The sequence below is a fragment of the Avibacterium paragallinarum genome (assembly GCF_011765605.1).
GTDB classification, from domain to species: Bacteria; Pseudomonadota; Gammaproteobacteria; order Enterobacterales; family Pasteurellaceae; genus Avibacterium; species Avibacterium paragallinarum.
Genome location: NZ_CP050316.1, coordinates 458,714 through 474,129 on the forward strand (window position 1 = coordinate 458,714; position 15,416 = coordinate 474,129).

Sequence of the window (15,416 nt, forward strand, 5' to 3'; positions counted from 1 at the left end):
ATGGCAACCAGTTTTAGTCGTTCTTTAGGACACGAACCCGGTGTACAGCTTAATCCAACGCTAGACAAGAGTGAGGGATTTGCGGTTAATGCTGTCGAAGATCAAACATTTGCTGCAGTAGCTCGATTACCACGCGGTCCGATTGGTCGAGCATTTGAAGTACATAAAGGAAATGTCCTACGTATTACCGGTCGTCCTGAGCCTATTCGAGTTAATGCACTGAATGATGCACATACTCAGCTTGTTGAAGCCTTAAATAAGGGAGCAAAACGTGCGGTGATTTCTCGCTTAGTCGGAACGGATGCAAAGAACAAGTGGATTGTAGTGAAAAAGCCTGATAGCCCTAGTGGACGTTATGCGTTAAAAGTTGAATTGGTCGATGAGGTTCCTAGTGATACCTTCATTTTGGCATTAAAACATCACGGCTGTTTTAATGATGGCATACGACTTTCTATTTCAGCACCTGAATTGCAAGATGAAAGAAGCCAGTCAGTTGATGCCAAAATGATCACGTTAAAAGTAATGGATAAAAATAAATCTGTGCTTGATGAATTTACGGGATCAATCGACTTAGATTCTGTTGATGACGATGGCTACCCAAATAGCTTGCAAGCACAAATTGCGAAATACGCCTTTGATGATTATGAACTTGTTTTAGCTCAAGGTGCGGTAATTCCGAAAGATTGTGCTGCTTATGGTAAAAATGAGAATGGCATTCAACGCGTTCAAGTAACAGAGGTGCTATATCCATTTAGTGAAGGGAGCGTGAGTAGTTTCACCGCACTCCAATACCAAAGTGCAGTAAAACAGCTGAAAGATACGGATAGCAATTTTGTCTATATTTCAAGTTTAGGCTCAAATTCTACCGCACTTTGTGCTGCATTAGCACAATTAGGATTTGATAAAAATATTCAAGTAATGATTGATGTGCCCAATCATTTTACGCCAAAACAAGCGATTGCTTGGGTAAATCAATTGGGATTGAGTAGCTATTTATTAAGCTTACTCTGGCATCCTGTGGAATGTAATGATCCTAATGGGGTAAGTGGTCGGGTCAAAATTGGGACGAGTGCTTATCGCTGTGCCTTATCTTGCCAGCGTAATGCCGTACAAAATGCACTTGGCTTCTCTGCCAAACAATACGCGGTAGCGGGTCGTCAATTCCCAATTCAACGACAAGGAATGAAGCAACTTTATAAGCCTGATAATGAGGAATTATCCGATTTAGCAGCGGCTGGAATTACGCCTGTTATTTTCCAAACATTCTCAAGTAGTAGTGGCTATGTTTTTGCTGATGCCATTACCAAAGCGGGAAAAGAAACCAGTTTCTTAAATTTAATTTCTTCTGTTGAAATTATCACCTCGCTTGAACGAGATGTTGCACGTATAGCAAGAGAATTTTTACTCTTTATGCCGATGGAAGAGGCGATAAAAGCAGCATATCGAATGATCACCCAGCATTTTGATGCCGCGAAAACGTCAGGGTGGCTTGTAAATAGCAGTGAATTAGGTGGCAAGGCTTATGAGCTAGAAATTATGCCAAATCAACAACGCCCTGCAGACGTAATGATGGTCAGCTGGCGTGTTCGCCCAGAGGGTTGTGTTCGCCAAATACATATTACATCAACGATTACTCGATAAGGAAAGATTATGTTTGAGCAATTATTACATTTATCACGCCTCCCGAAAAAAGCGGTAGGAAAACCCACCGCAATGGTTGCAAATAAAAATGCAATGATTCTTGATGGTGCGGAAGAAGATAAGCCCGATAACAGACTTGCACTTTTCCAAGAACAGCAAATTGCTTCAGAAGCCTTGAATTATTTCTATGAATGGTGTGAAACTAATGAAGAGGATCTTGAAGAAAACGAAGGATTTGGTGATCGCCTGCTTGGGTTGATGATCGCTGTTGCAGATGATAATCAAGATGGAGAATTAGACGATGACGAGCAAGAGGTTGTTACCATCGGACTAAATGCGGTCTATGATTACTTAATTTCTAAAGGCGTTTCTGAAGAAAATGCAGGGGCACTATTAGATGATTTTGACAATGACCTTGCACGCAATATTCACGAATTTATCTTGACCAAATTGCCACAAGGTGAAGAGGAAATGCAAGGTGAGATGGACGCATTAATTTTCTCAACGGAAGAAAATGAAGCGGTGTTAGATGGTGCATTGGCTGATGAATTAATCACTGATGCCGCTTATAGAAAAGTGTTTGCTATCCGCAATGGCAAGAAAATGCGTATTAATAAACGCATTTCGGGTAAGGTTCGTTTGACCGCCAAACAACGTACAGCAATTCGCAAAGCACAACGCAGAGCTAATACAGGTGCAGCTAAAATGCGTCGCCTGAAATCATTCAAAATGCGTCGCAGAATGGGACTTTAATAGCAGAGCAACCGCATCGAAAGGTGCGGTTTTTTTACAAATTCTTACCTTTAATCCATTCATCCACCTTATCAGCCCACACTTGCAACATTTCTTTTCTTTGTTCTGCATATTCAGCTTTATTATAAACTGCACGCACACCTTGTTGCTCGTGAGCTAAACTTTTCTCAATCCAATCACTATTGAATCCCATCTCGTGTAGTAAGGTGGATCCTGTGCGACGCAAATCGTGTACGGTAAAATCATCGATGAGCTGCTCGTTGCGATTAATATATTGAATACAGTTGGCAATCACTCGATTAAGAGAGCTATTGGCGATAGGTTTTTGCCGATTTATTCGACCTGGCAACAAGTATGGCGAACCCTCTGAATAAATTTGAAACGCTACAATTAAATCAATGGATTGTTCAGACAAATAAACGTTATGTGCACGTTTAGCTTTCATTCTTTCAGCGGGAATTGTCCAGACTTTATTTTTGAAATCGATTTCATCCCATTTAGCGTTGATGAGTTCGCCCTTTCGTACAAGGGTTAACAAAATGAATTTAACCGCTTTTTTCAAACCGAAGTCCGATTGAGTTTCTTCAAGAGCATTGAAGAACAAATGAATTTCGCGTGGAGTTAATGTACGCTCTCGTTTTTTGAATACAGCAATGGATGAATTAGCAATCTCATCGGCAGGGTTGCTAAATTTATGCCCGCGTTGAATAGCATAGCGATAAATATTTGCAATGAGATCACGGACAAATATCGCCGTAGAAGGAGCACCGCGATCTTTGATTTTTTCACAGTGATGACGAATTTCATCAGTTGTGATTTCAACCATCAGCCTATTGCCAAAAGTGTCTTTAATATCTCGCTCGTATGTTGCAATACGTAAGGCTTTTGTACTGTCAGCTAATTTGACGTCAGCAAGATATTTTTCCGCAAAAATACAAAAACGATCTGCATTGCGGATTTTATTACGTTCGGCACGCTTTTGTCTTGCAGGTGAAACCCCTTCACTTACTTGTTTACGAGCAATCATCAAACGCTCACGAGCTTCCGCAAGATTGATGCCATCAACACCGTATTTGCCTATAGTCAGCGTTTCTCGTCTGCCGTTTATACGATAGTCATAGCGGAAAGTGATAGTCCCAGTCACTGACACGGAAACATAAAGTCCATCTCGATCTGCGACTTTATACACTTTGTCTTTAGGTTTAAGAGATTTAATTTTTGTATCTGTTAGCATTTTACGTCAATTTCACCGTCATTACATTGACGGTATTTTCTATCATTTTATCGGTATTGGCAATGCTATGCCGTCAAAAATACCGACAAAAAAAATAAACTAATATGAAACGGCGTGAAATAAGGTGAAATAGAAAAGCCCTGTAATAACAGGGCTTTTGGCTATTTTTGAAATAATATGTTATGCGATGAAAAGCAGAGGTTTTATTCCCATTCAATCGTCGCTGGCGGTTTTCCGCTGACGTCATACACCACGCGGGAGATGCCATTGACTTCGTTGATAATGCGGTTGGAAATTCTGCCGAGTAAATCATAAGGCAGGTGAGCCCAATGTGCGGTCATAAAATCAATGGTTTCTACCGCACGGAGAGAAACAACCCAGTCGTATTTGCGACCGTCGCCCATTACGCCAACGGATTTCACTGGCAGGAAGACAGTGAATGCTTGGCTAACTTTGTAATACCAGCCTGAGTTATAAAGCTCTTCAATAAAAATAGCGTCGGCACGGCGGAGCAAGTCGCAGTATTCTTTTTTGATTTCACCGAGAACACGCACGCCTAATCCTGGGCCTGGGAATGGGTGGCGGTTGAGCATTTCTGCAGGCAAACCAAGGGCTAAGCCGATTTTACGCACTTCGTCTTTGAACAATTCGCGTAATGGTTCAACTAAGCCGAGTTTCATATAATCAGGCAAGCCGCCCACATTGTGGTGAGATTTGATAACGTGTGCTTTGCCCGTTTTGCTCGCGGCAGATTCGATCACGTCAGGATAAATCGTGCCTTGTGCTAACCATTTGACGTTCGTGAGTTTTTTCGATTCGTCATCAAATACATCAACAAACACTTTGCCAATCATTTTGCGTTTGGCTTCAGGATCTGCAATGCCTTTTAATGCGTCAAGGAAGCGATCTTCCGCATCGACACGAATGATATTTAAACCGAATTTATCGCCGAACATTTCCATCACTTGATCCGCTTCATTTAAGCGAAGTAAACCGTTATCCACAAACACACAATGCAAATTTTTGCCGATAGCACGGTGCAATAATAAAGCGGTAACGGAGGAATCCACGCCACCAGATAAGCCAAGAATTACTTCGTCATCGCCCACTTGTGCTTTAATGCGAGCAACGGCATCTTCGATAATATTTTCTGGTGTCCAGTTACGTTCACAGCCACAAATCTTCACCACAAAATTGGTTAAAAGGGCTAAGCCACTCTTGGTGTGAGTCACTTCTGGGTGGAATTGCACGCCGTAGAAATGACGGCTTTCATCGGACATTGCCGCAATCGGGCAAGTTGGCGTTACCCCCGTGATTTGAAAGTGCGGTGGTAATTGGGTAACTTTATCGCCGTGGCTCATCCAAACATCTAACTTATGATCGCCATCATCTAAGCCCGCGAAAAGTGCGGTGGTATTTTCAAGCAAAACAGAGGCATAGCCAAATTCGCGGTGATCGGAAGTTTCGGTTAAACCGCCAAGCTGCATTGCCATTGTTTGCATTCCGTAACAAATGCCCAACACAGGCACGCCCGCGTTAAACACATATTCAGGCGCGCGTGGGCTGTTTTCTTCGGTGGTGCTTTCAGGCCCGCCTGAAAGAATAATCCCCGTTGGATTAAATTCACGGATTTGTTCTTCCGTAACGTCCCAAGCCCACAGCTCACAATACACCCCAATTTCCCGCACACGGCGAGCGATAAGTTGGGTGTATTGCGAACCAAAGTCTAAGATTAAAATTTTATGGTTGTGAATGTTGTTCATTGTGTACCTTAATATTATTGTATTTAGAAACTATCGAAAAGCTTTCAAAAGTTGATTGGGTTTGGCATCTCTTCAAAAAAATTTGTTCAGGTGTAATTACATTAAGCATTAACATTAGTTTTGATAAAGTTTGGGATTTTGCATCATTTTCATTTTTGATTTTTTCTGAACCAAGAAAAATCACTTTATCGATATTTTTGGGAGAGAGAGAAAAATAGACAGTACTCATAATTCCTCCAACATAATCGGGTAATGAATTCGTCATCATTAATACTTCAAAAGGAATATTTGCTGGGATTTTCTCTGCACCTGTTTTACTGATAATATAATCATTAATATCATCCCCTTTCGGATGGCCTTTAAAAAAGATTTTTATATCATCACCTAAATAGAACTTTCCATTTGGTTTTATAAAACTCTCAAGTATCTCAGTTTGTAATTTGGCATTATTTAATCGTTTTTCCTTATCTTTTTCCCAAGTAGTTGTTCCAGTAAAAATAAAAGTTTTATATTCTTTATTTTTAGTTCCTATATTTAATTCATTAAAAATATTTTGGTCAAAATGAGTAATTTTTAAAAAGAGTTCTTTCTGCTTTTTAGAGAAATGGCTAAAGCGAGATAAATCCATAGATACAATCGTATCTGAAAGGAAATGTTTTAGCGGTTGCATCTTTTCATCAATATCGAGATAATCAGGACGCAACAAAATATATTCCGTCGGAAAAATTTTATGCCAAGTATATCTTGTTAGTGAATGTAGTTTATCCGCATCTGTTTCACGATTTTCTAATGCATCTTTTAACTTCTTTTGTGCTTCAATGAGAATTGCAGAAATATTTTCTTGCCGATGTTGATAAAGATCAACATAATTTCCTGAACCATCATCATATAAATAGAGCTTTTCAATGTTTATTTTATGAGATAGAGGAGATAATGTCTTAAAAATCGATAATAAGCTTCTTACAGAGTGATCTAAGTTTGTATGAATTATTAGATCTACGGGAGTATCACTTTTCTCGATGTTCAAATAAAGCTTATCAGAAAATTCTTTAATATCAAGAATAGATACTTTACTGAATTCTATACGTTCTTTAGAAAACGAGTTTAAAATTTCTTTGTTAAAGTCAAATCGTTTAAAGCCTATGATTCTTTCAACTTTCTCATTATTTTTATTTTCGACGAGGTTTAGAATCATATTTAGGGATGGAAGGGAGGCATAGTCCAAATAGATTTCCATTTTTTGGCACCAAGCTGATATAGAAAAGAAAAGGCTAAAAAATGTAATTATTTTCCTCATATAATTATTTTCCCTCCATCAACATAAGATGCCATAAATATTCTTCGCGTTTCTATTTTATAGCATTTTGCTTGTTTTTCAATAGCTCTATTGATTTATTAGTATTAATTTTAAGAATAACTGAGATTAATTTCTCAAATTTAGTCAGTTTTTCTGGATTAGTATTTTCAATGTACTTATTTTCTAGGAAGATAAGTTTTCCAACTTTTTCTTTAGGTAAAGAAAAGTAAATAGAACTAGGCATTCCACAAATAGTATCTGGTAATAGATCTAAGATGATTAATATTTCTAAAGGAATATTCTCAGGAATACTTTCTATTTTTAGTGTATCTATGATAAAAGTATTGATATCTGTTGCTGCAGGGTGACCTTTAAATAAGATATGATAGTTTTTAAAATTAGTGTCAATGAGATTCTTTAATAAATTAGCTTGTAATTTTGCAAATTCTAAACGTTCATCTTTCCAAGTCGTTGTTCCAGTTAAAATAAGAGTATTTTTTTGTTTTAATGTTCTAGCTAAGGTATGTAATTGTTGGCTATCAATATTAATAAAATGCAGAAATAACGACTTATTCTCAGAAGTTAAAGTGTGAAATTGTTGAAAATTCATTTTGGTGAAATGTTTTTCTAATTCCTTATTTACATAAGACATTTTCTTATCTGTTTCAAAATACTCTGGACATAGAACAATATATTTTGTTGGAAAGAGAGTATGCCAAGTATATTTATTTAAATAGGTAAAATGAAAGTATTTACGTAAAAATTTAAACTTTCTTATAACCTTATAGATAAGTCTATATGGATGTACGCGTGGGAAATAATAAATTATTTCTTGTTTAAGTCTTAATGATGTATTTTTCTTCGCTGTTTTAAATAGTAAAGCGAGATTGTTTTCTCTTTGATTATAAAGATCAAGATAATCAGATGAACCATCATCATATAAATAGAGCTGCTCTATATAATATTTATGTTTTACTAAGTTAAGTATAGACATTAGTTTTGGAATAATAACTAATGAATGGCAAAGATTTGTATGTATGGTTAATGCGTATTTAGTTGGGGAGTTTTTGATAATTTCTAATATCTTTTTAGCAAATAATTCTAACTTACTATCTAAATCAACTTTATGGAAAGATATTTTATTATCAGGGAAGTGTTTTAGGATTGTTTCATCTAGTTCAAATCTAGAAAATCCAACAATTCTTTCAATTTCATTATTTTCTTTCTGTTTTAATAGATCAAATATCATATTTAGTGAAGGTAATGTTGCAACATCGAAATAAATAATCATTTTTTTGTTATCTCTTTTGTTATATTTTCGATTAAACATAATATTGATTCCTTCCGAGTATTAATAGCACAATTTAGTATTAGTTTACTAGATTACTTAAATTTAAGATTATGATCCTGAACAATGTGATAAAAAATAATCAAAAATTTTGAATTCCTATTAAAATAAATAATGATAATTTAAGAGAAAATAAGCTCTATTTAAAATAAATAGAGCTTATTTGAAAGATTATTATCCCATACGATAATTCGGTGCTTCTTTCGTAATGGTTACATCGTGGACGTGGCTTTCTTTGATGCCAGCGCCGCTGATTCGCACGAATTGGGCTTTGGTGCGGAGATCTTCAATGGTGGCACAGCCCGTTAAGCCCATACAAGAACGCAAGCCACCCATTTGTTGGTGGATAATTTCTTTTAAGTAGCCTTTGTATGGAATGCGTCCTTCGATGCCCTCTGGCACGAGTTTGTCGGCGGCGTTGTCGCTTTGGAAGTAGCGATCTGATGAGCCTTTGCTCATTGCCCCTAATGATCCCATTCCGCGATAAGATTTGAACGCTCTGCCTTGGTAAAGCTCGATTTCACCTGGGGCTTCTTCTGTCCCTGCGAACATCGATCCCACCATTACACAGCTTGCCCCCGCGGCGATGGCTTTGGCGATGTCGCCTGAATAGCGGATCCCTCCATCAGCGATCACTGGGATTCCGCGATCTTTTAACGCTTCTGCCGCGTCAGCAATGGCTGTGATTTGGGGTACGCCCACGCCCGTTACAATACGCGTGGTACAAATCGAACCTGGGCCAATGCCGATTTTCACCGCACTTGCTCCTGCGTCCGCAAGGGCGATCGCACCTTCCGCAGTCGCCACATTGCCGGCAATAATTGGCAAATCAGGATATTTCGCACGGGTTTCACGCACGCGTTGCAACACGCCCTCAGAATGCCCGTGGGAAGAGTCGATCAATAGCACGTCCACGCCAGCTTGCACTAAGGCTTCAATGCGTTCTTCATTGCCTGCCCCTGCTCCCACAGCCGCACCTACACGCAAACGCCCAAATTCGTCTTTACAAGCGTTCGGTTTTTGCTCCGCTTTTTGGAAATCTTTAACGGTGATCATTCCTTTTAATTTGAACGCGTCATCAACCACTAGCACTTTTTCTACGCGGTGGTTGTGCATTAATTCTAAAATCGCCTCGCGTGAAGTGCCTTCTTTTACGGTAACAAGGCGATCTTTCGGGGTCATCATTTTTTCGACGGTTTGTGACAAATCTTTCACAAAACGGGTATCGCGACCTGTGATAATACCAACGAGATTGCTTTCTTTATCTACCACAGGGTAGCCCGCAAAGCCGTTTTTCTTCACTAATTCCGCCAGTTCCGCTAAGGTTAAATCTGGGGAAACGGTAACAGGCTCAGACACAATGCCACTTTCAAATTTTTTCACTTTGCGAACGCGATCCGCTTGGCGTTCAATGCTCATATTTTTATGGATAAAGCCGATCCCGCCCTCTTGTGCGAGAGAAATCGCTAATTTTGCTTCGGTAACGGTATCCATCGCGGCAGAAAGCATCGGGATGTTCAAGCGAATGGTTTTGGTGAGCTGGGTGGATAAATTGGCAGTGTTTGGCAACACGGTAGAATGAGCGGGAACAAGTAGCACATCATCGAATGTGAGGGCTTCTTTGATAACTCGTAGCATAGCAATATCTCTCTTTAAAGGGGGAAAATCCCAAGGTTAATGTTAAAAAATATTGCGGCGGGATTATACAGAGTTTATGCTTATTTGAAAATGGCGAATTGCAAATATTTTTTATTTTAAAAAAATTCATTGTCGTCTATCTGAACGAAAATTAGGAAAAATAAAATGTTTCATTTTTTAGTCGAATTGGCGGATGGCGAGAAAAAAACACGTCAAAAAATGACCGCACTTTTAGGTTTGAACGATCACCAGCTCAGCCAGTATATTCAGGCGTTGAGGGAATTGGGGATCAAGATCCAAACCAATGGCGATGATATTCAATTACAGCCTGAGCTACCGCTACTTTCCGCACAAAAAATTAATCAAGGCATTGCCCCTTATCAAGCGGTGGTGAAACCGGTGATTCACTCCACCAATCAATATTTGCTTGAGCAAATTGATCAATTAAAACAAGGGGATCTGTGTTTGGCGGAATATCAATTCGCAGGGCGAGGGCGGCGGGGACGGCAATGGCTTTCCCCCTTTGCAGGGCAAATTATTTTAAGTGCTTATTGGACACTTCCGCCACATATTTCACTGAATGGACTGAGCCTTGTGGTTGGGTTGGCGATTGCGGAAACCTTGCAATCTTTTGGGGCAGAGGGAATTGGGCTGAAGTGGCCCAATGATGTGTTGCTGAACGGGCGAAAATTAGCAGGCGTGTTGGTGGAAATTGCTAATCATAAAAACGGCTTGCTGAATTTGATTATTGGCATCGGCATTAATCTTTCCTTGCCTAAGCAGGCGAGCATCGATCAGCCGTGGGCAGAACTGAAAGAAATCGTATCGCACTTTGATCGCGATGAGATCATCATCGCCCTTGTCAATCGGCTTTATCATTACCTCGCTCAATTTGAACAACGAGGAATGGTGAGTTTTTATCAGCGTTGGACAGAGTGGGACGCATTTTTCGGCAAGCCCGTGAGTATGATAAGCGAAAAAGAAGCCCTTGACGGCATTGAACGCGGCATTGATCGCGAGGGGCATTTGTTACTGGAAACGGCACGGGGCGTGATCAAATTCAATGGTGGAGAAGTGTCATTGCGGCAACGATCGCAAAAATGATCGCAAAAATAAAGGGGAAATTTCCCCTTTCTCATTTAAACCACTTTTTGTACAAGGGCGGAAATGTCCTCTGCAAACTGTTCTTCCATCGCCATTTGCTCAATCTGTTGGGGCGTGTATTTTTTGCCGTTATACACTGCCACAATGCTCACATCATCGGGCTGTAGAAAATGGCTCGTGCCAAATTCCGTGTAACGGGTCGCCCCAATGCTGATAATGGCTTGAGTTGGGTAATGGGCTTTTTGCAATAATTCAGCAATATTATTCATCGGGCCAAAATCAGGCTGATGATTCATTTGCCCCACAATCCAATCCAGTAATTTTTGATGAAAGTAGCTGTATCCCAAGGCAGGGCTATCCACGCCATAGGCATTCAGCACGTCATTACGCTTATGGAAGCAAGCGATGCGATAATCATCTATTTCACTGCCTAAATCAAAACGGGTGAGCGGAATGGTTTTTGCCGCCAGCCCTTTGGTTGCCGCACCCCAATTTTTCTTCTCGCAAATTTTATTCGCATTCGGACGGCGGATAGAGCAGTCGTTATAGGCGGCGAAAGCCTGTGGTAAAAGTGCGGTAACTTTTTCGCCAGAATATTGCACCTCACAAAGCAAGGCGATTTCAGGCTCAATTTGCAAATTATCCGCCCCCTCACGCGGGAACACAATGCGATCCGCACTTAAAGGATTTACTGCCAAAAAGGCATAATCCCCCAAATCTTCCGCCGCCGCTGGCACATAAAACGGAAAAATCGCTTTCGGCTGATGGCGTTCCTGCGTTTCCACCTGCTCAAAATCTTTCGCTTCCCCCGCTTGCTCCAAATGCCCCGCAAAATTGCCAGCCACCCCAAGCCCGATAAATATTGTCTTTTCCATTGTTTCCCCCTTTGTGGATTCATCGTGGTTTATCGTAAAAAACTATGCAATTTTTTACCGCACTTTGCAAGGGGGGAGCAAAACAATGTTCCCATAAGATGGTGATAATGGTTGAAGTTTTTATATAAGATATGGATATATTTTTAGAGAAAAAGCGAGAAACCCTCGCTTTTTTATCAATTAAGCCGTGATGTCTTTGATTTGTGTAGTAGCCGCGTTATTCATCACCGATTTAATGCCGTTTTTAGCACTTTCTTGCGAAGAATAATATTGGCTACGCCCAATTTTTAATACAAAGTAAGGCTTATCATTATTATAGCGAAATAACATTGCCTTTATTGTGTTGCCCCTTTCATTTTTTGCACAAACTCAGCCAGTTCTGCCAAACATTGTGGGTGATTATGCAAATTTCGCTCAATGATTTTAACGGTGGCAGAGCCTGAAATCGCACCCGCTGCACCAAGCTGTAATGCCTCTTTCACTTGTTGCGGTTGGGCGATGCCGAAGCCTTGCAGGATTGGCGGCGCTTGGTGGGCTTTAAGTTGTTCTACTAGCGTATCTAAATTCGCTGCGTGGCTTTGGTTTTCAGCACTGGTTACGCCTGCGCGGGACACTAAATAAGTGTAGCCTTCGCTGTGTTGGGCAACGCCTTGAATGGTGGCATCATCGGCATTCGGTGGGCAAATGAAAACGGGTTGTACGCCGTGTTTTTTTGCCGCACGAATATAAGGCTCGGCGGCGAGTAGGGGAATATCTGCCACTAATACCGCATCCACGCCCACTTCCGCACAGCGTTGATAGAACGAGTCTAACCCTTGTGCATAAATCAAATTAGCACAAAGTAATAAGCTGATTGGAATTTCGGGATATTTCGACCGCGCTTTAGCTAGCAAGGCAAAACTTTCCGCCGTGCTATAACCCGCGTTTAGTGCACGGTTATTTGCTGCTTGGATCACAGGCCCGTCTAATAAGGGATCAGAAAAAGGAAAGCCGAGTTCTAACGCGTCCGCACCGTTATCCACAAGGGTACAAATAATCTCGAAAGAACGGTTTAAATCAGGATCGCATAGGGTGACGAACGGCACAAATGCACCTTCGTTTTTGGCATTCAGTTGGGTGAATAAGGTTTCAAAACGGCTCATTAGATTTTCCCCTTTTCAGTCAAGATTTTGTCCACAGTGAAAATATCTTTATCACCGCGTCCCGATAAATTCACGACAATGAGTTGCTCTTTTTCTAGATTTTGTTGGATTAATTTCAACGCATAGGCTAAGGCGTGCGAGCTTTCCAACGCGGGGATAATGCCCTCGTGTTTTGCCAGTGCTTGGAATGCGTCAAGGGCTTCATCGTCTGTAATGCTTTCATATTCCGCACGTCCGATAGCGTGCAAATGGGCGTGTTGTGGCCCTACAGAAGGAAAATCTAAGCCCGCGGAAATGCTGTAAGACTCTTCAATTTGTCCGTCTTCCGTTTGCATAATCGGCGATTTCATTCCGAAATAAATACCCACTTTGCCGTGGCGAAGTGGCGCACCGTGCTGCCCTGTGGCAATGCCTTTGCCCGCTGGCTCAATGCCGATTAAACGTACATTCGCCTCATCAATAAAATCCGCAAACATTCCGATAGCATTTGAGCCACCGCCCACCGCCGCGATAATCACATCAGGCAAACGCCCCTCTTTTTCCAAAATTTGACGTTTGGTTTCTTCCCCGATCATCTTTTGGAACTCACGCACGATAGTTGGGAAAGGGTGAGGCCCTGCCGCCGTGCCAAGTAAATAATGCGTGGTGTCGTAATTGGCTGACCAATCCCGCATCGCCTCGCAACAAGCGTCTTTCAGCGAGCAAGATCCTTTCTCCACCGACACGACTTCCGCCCCCATTAGACGCATACGGAACACGTTTGGCGATTGGCGTTCCACATCTTTCGCCCCCATATAAATCCGACAAGGCATATCCAACATTGCACAAGCAAGTGCGGTGGCAACCCCGTGCTGACCCGCCCCCGTTTCGGCAATAATACGGGTTTTACCCATTCGTTTAGCGAGCAAAATTTGCCCTAACACTTGGTTGGTTTTGTGTGCACCGCCGTGCAATAAATCTTCCCGTTTTAGGTAAAGTTTGGTTTTTGTACCTTTGGTGAGATTACGGCACAGGGTCAATGCCGTTGGGCGACCCGCGTAGTTTTTGAGTAAATCTTGAAATTCGGCTTGAAATTCGGGATCGGATTGTGCGTCCACAAAAGCCTGCTCCAGTTGTTTTAGCACTGGCACGAGGATTTCTGGTACATACATTCCGCCAAATTCACTAAAATAAGGGTTGAGTTGGGTTTCTGACATCATCTTTCCTTAATAATCTAAAATTTGGGTAAATAATTGGGTGAGCTTGCTTTCATCTTTCACGCCTGCACTGCTTTCCGCCCCAGAGTTAATATCCAAGCCCAAACAATGTTGAGCGAGGGCAAGATCAATGTTTTCTGAGTTTATACCGCCCGCGAGCATTGCGTTGTTTTTGATTTCCGCAGGAATGAGTGACCAGTCAAAGGCTTGCCCTGTGCCGCCTTGTTGCTGGGCGAGCTGGCTATCTAACACATAGCGATCAACCTGAGAAATTGGCTCAATTTGCACCGCACTTTGTTTTTCTAAGGGAACAGAAACAGCTTGCCAAATTTGACATTGGGCAGGTAGCTGTGAGCGAAGTTGTGCGATAAATTCCGCATTTTCACTACCGTGTAACTGCACCGCAAAAAGGTTAAGTTGAGTGGCAATTTTTACAATAAAATCAATTTCTTGATTTTGAAACACACCCACAAAACGCAACGGTGCTTGCGTCACAAGTTCCTGTGCTTGGCGTAACGAAAGTTTGCGTTTTGAGCTTTCAGCAAAAATCAATCCGCCATATAACGCGCCTTGGTTGTACACCGCTTGCACATCTTGCGGACGAGTTAAACCGCACACTTTATTTTCGCCAAAAATCACCGCTCTTACCGCATTATTCAAATCATCGCTGCCCATCAGGCTGCTGCCGATTAAAAAGCCGCTTACATAAGGTTTTAATTGCTGAACTTGTTGATGAGAATAAATGCCCGATTCACTAATCACAATGCGATCGGCAGGAATTTGACTCGCAAGCGGTGGCGTGCGCCCAAGATCCACAGAAAGATCGTGTAAATCACGGTTATTGATGCCAATCACTTTCGCCCCCAAAGCAATGGCACGTTCTAATTCTTGCTGATTGGAGGTTTCCGTTAGCACGCCCATTCCTAATTCGTGGGCTAAATCTGCCAGTTGCACATAGGTGTCATCGTCCAACACGGAAAGCATTAGCAAAATAGCATCCGCTTGGTGATAACGCGCCAGATACACCTGATAAGGGCTTATCATAAAATCTTTGCACAGCACGGGCTGGCTCACCTGATTACGCACTTGTTGAATGTAAGTAAAATCCCCTTGGAAATATTTTTCGTCCGTCAGCACGGAAATGGCTGCCGCATAATCTTTATACACTTGGGCGATTTCATCAAGGTTAAAATCCGCACGAATCAAACCTTTAGAGGGCGAAGCTTTTTTACATTCCAAAATATAAGCGGGGCGTTGGTGTGTGCCTTGTGCCAATGCCTGATAAAAAGAGCGGTCGGATTTTTCAATGTTTTTTTCAAAATCCTGCAATGGGAAGGCTTGGGATTTCTCCGCCACCCATTGCATTTTATCTTGCACGATTTTCTGTAAAATCGTTGGAGTTTGGTTGTTGATATTCATTGTGTT

General features: G+C 41.4%; 12 protein-coding genes and 1 pseudogene. 3 read left to right on the top strand and 10 right to left on the bottom strand.

The window, feature by feature from the left end:
• Together HBL79_RS02390 and HBL79_RS02395 are read left to right on the top strand one after the other, a co-directional pair.
• Positions 1 to 1,641, top strand: coding sequence for a hypothetical protein (locus tag HBL79_RS02390; RefSeq protein ID WP_035688177.1), 1,641 nt, complete (start codon positions 1 to 3; stop codon positions 1,639 to 1,641).
• A gap of 9 nt (positions 1,642 to 1,650) precedes the next feature.
• Positions 1,651 to 2,394, top strand: a complete 744-nt coding sequence (locus tag HBL79_RS02395) for a hypothetical protein (RefSeq protein ID WP_051128104.1) — start codon at positions 1,651 to 1,653, stop codon at positions 2,392 to 2,394.
• A 34-nt stretch (positions 2,395 to 2,428) separates the two neighbouring features.
• Here the strand turns inward: HBL79_RS02395 and HBL79_RS02400 are convergent, their stop codons facing one another.
• The 5 genes from HBL79_RS02400 to guaB all read right to left on the bottom strand — a co-directional run bounded on the left by HBL79_RS02400 (position 2,429) and on the right by guaB (position 9,674).
• Positions 2,429 to 3,628 (bottom strand): tyrosine-type recombinase/integrase, encoded by a 1,200-nt coding sequence (locus HBL79_RS02400; RefSeq protein WP_017807204.1) that lies wholly within the window; start codon positions 3,626 to 3,628, stop codon positions 2,429 to 2,431.
• 203 nt (positions 3,629 to 3,831) lie between these two features.
• Positions 3,832 to 5,391: a glutamine-hydrolyzing GMP synthase gene (gene guaA / locus HBL79_RS02405; protein WP_046097428.1), complete on the bottom strand. Its 1,560-nt coding sequence runs from the start codon at positions 5,389 to 5,391 to the stop codon at positions 3,832 to 3,834.
• Positions 5,369 to 6,628 carry a hypothetical protein gene (locus tag HBL79_RS02410; RefSeq protein ID WP_167316911.1) on the bottom strand — a complete coding sequence of 420 codons (1,260 nt, stop codon included), beginning with the start codon at positions 6,626 to 6,628 and terminating at the stop codon, positions 5,369 to 5,371. Before HBL79_RS02410 ends, guaA begins: the two co-directional genes overlap by 23 nt.
• A 112-nt stretch (positions 6,629 to 6,740) precedes the next feature.
• A complete protein-coding gene (locus tag HBL79_RS02415; RefSeq protein ID WP_046097427.1) occupies positions 6,741 to 8,018 on the bottom strand; it encodes a hypothetical protein in 1,278 nt (425 codons plus the stop codon).
• Between the two features lie 192 nt (positions 8,019 to 8,210).
• Positions 8,211 to 9,674, bottom strand: coding sequence for an IMP dehydrogenase (guaB, locus tag HBL79_RS02420; protein ID WP_035685995.1), 1,464 nt, complete (start codon positions 9,672 to 9,674; stop codon positions 8,211 to 8,213).
• Positions 9,675 to 9,839: 165 nt separating this feature from the next.
• On the opposite strand from guaB, the gene birA reads away from it, so the two are divergent.
• Positions 9,840 to 10,778 (top strand): bifunctional biotin--[acetyl-CoA-carboxylase] ligase/biotin operon repressor BirA, encoded by a 939-nt coding sequence (birA, locus tag HBL79_RS02425; RefSeq protein WP_035685993.1) that lies wholly within the window; start codon positions 9,840 to 9,842, stop codon positions 10,776 to 10,778.
• A gap of 35 nt (positions 10,779 to 10,813) precedes the next feature.
• On the opposite strand, the gene HBL79_RS02430 is transcribed toward birA, so the two are convergent.
• From HBL79_RS02430 to trpCF, 5 genes and pseudogenes are all read right to left on the bottom strand, one after another.
• Positions 10,814 to 11,653 carry a DUF5718 family protein gene (locus tag HBL79_RS02430; RefSeq protein WP_035685991.1) on the bottom strand — a complete coding sequence of 280 codons (840 nt, stop codon included), beginning with the start codon at positions 11,651 to 11,653 and terminating at the stop codon, positions 10,814 to 10,816.
• Positions 11,654 to 11,833: 180 nt separating this feature from the next.
• Positions 11,834 to 11,965: pseudogene (locus HBL79_RS02435) on the bottom strand (YegP family protein); the annotation flags it as partial.
• 23 nt (positions 11,966 to 11,988) lie between these two features.
• Positions 11,989 to 12,795: a tryptophan synthase subunit alpha gene (trpA, locus tag HBL79_RS02440; RefSeq protein WP_035685989.1), complete on the bottom strand. Its 807-nt coding sequence runs from the start codon at positions 12,793 to 12,795 to the stop codon at positions 11,989 to 11,991.
• A complete protein-coding gene (gene trpB / locus HBL79_RS02445) occupies positions 12,795 to 13,991 on the bottom strand; it encodes a tryptophan synthase subunit beta (RefSeq protein WP_035685987.1) in 1,197 nt (398 codons plus the stop codon). The genes trpA and trpB overlap by 1 nt, the downstream gene beginning before the upstream one ends.
• Before the next feature lie 9 nt (positions 13,992 to 14,000).
• Positions 14,001 to 15,410, bottom strand: a complete 1,410-nt coding sequence (trpCF, locus tag HBL79_RS02450) for a bifunctional indole-3-glycerol-phosphate synthase TrpC/phosphoribosylanthranilate isomerase TrpF (protein WP_035685984.1) — start codon at positions 15,408 to 15,410, stop codon at positions 14,001 to 14,003.
• Positions 15,411 to 15,416: the final 6 nt, after the last annotated feature.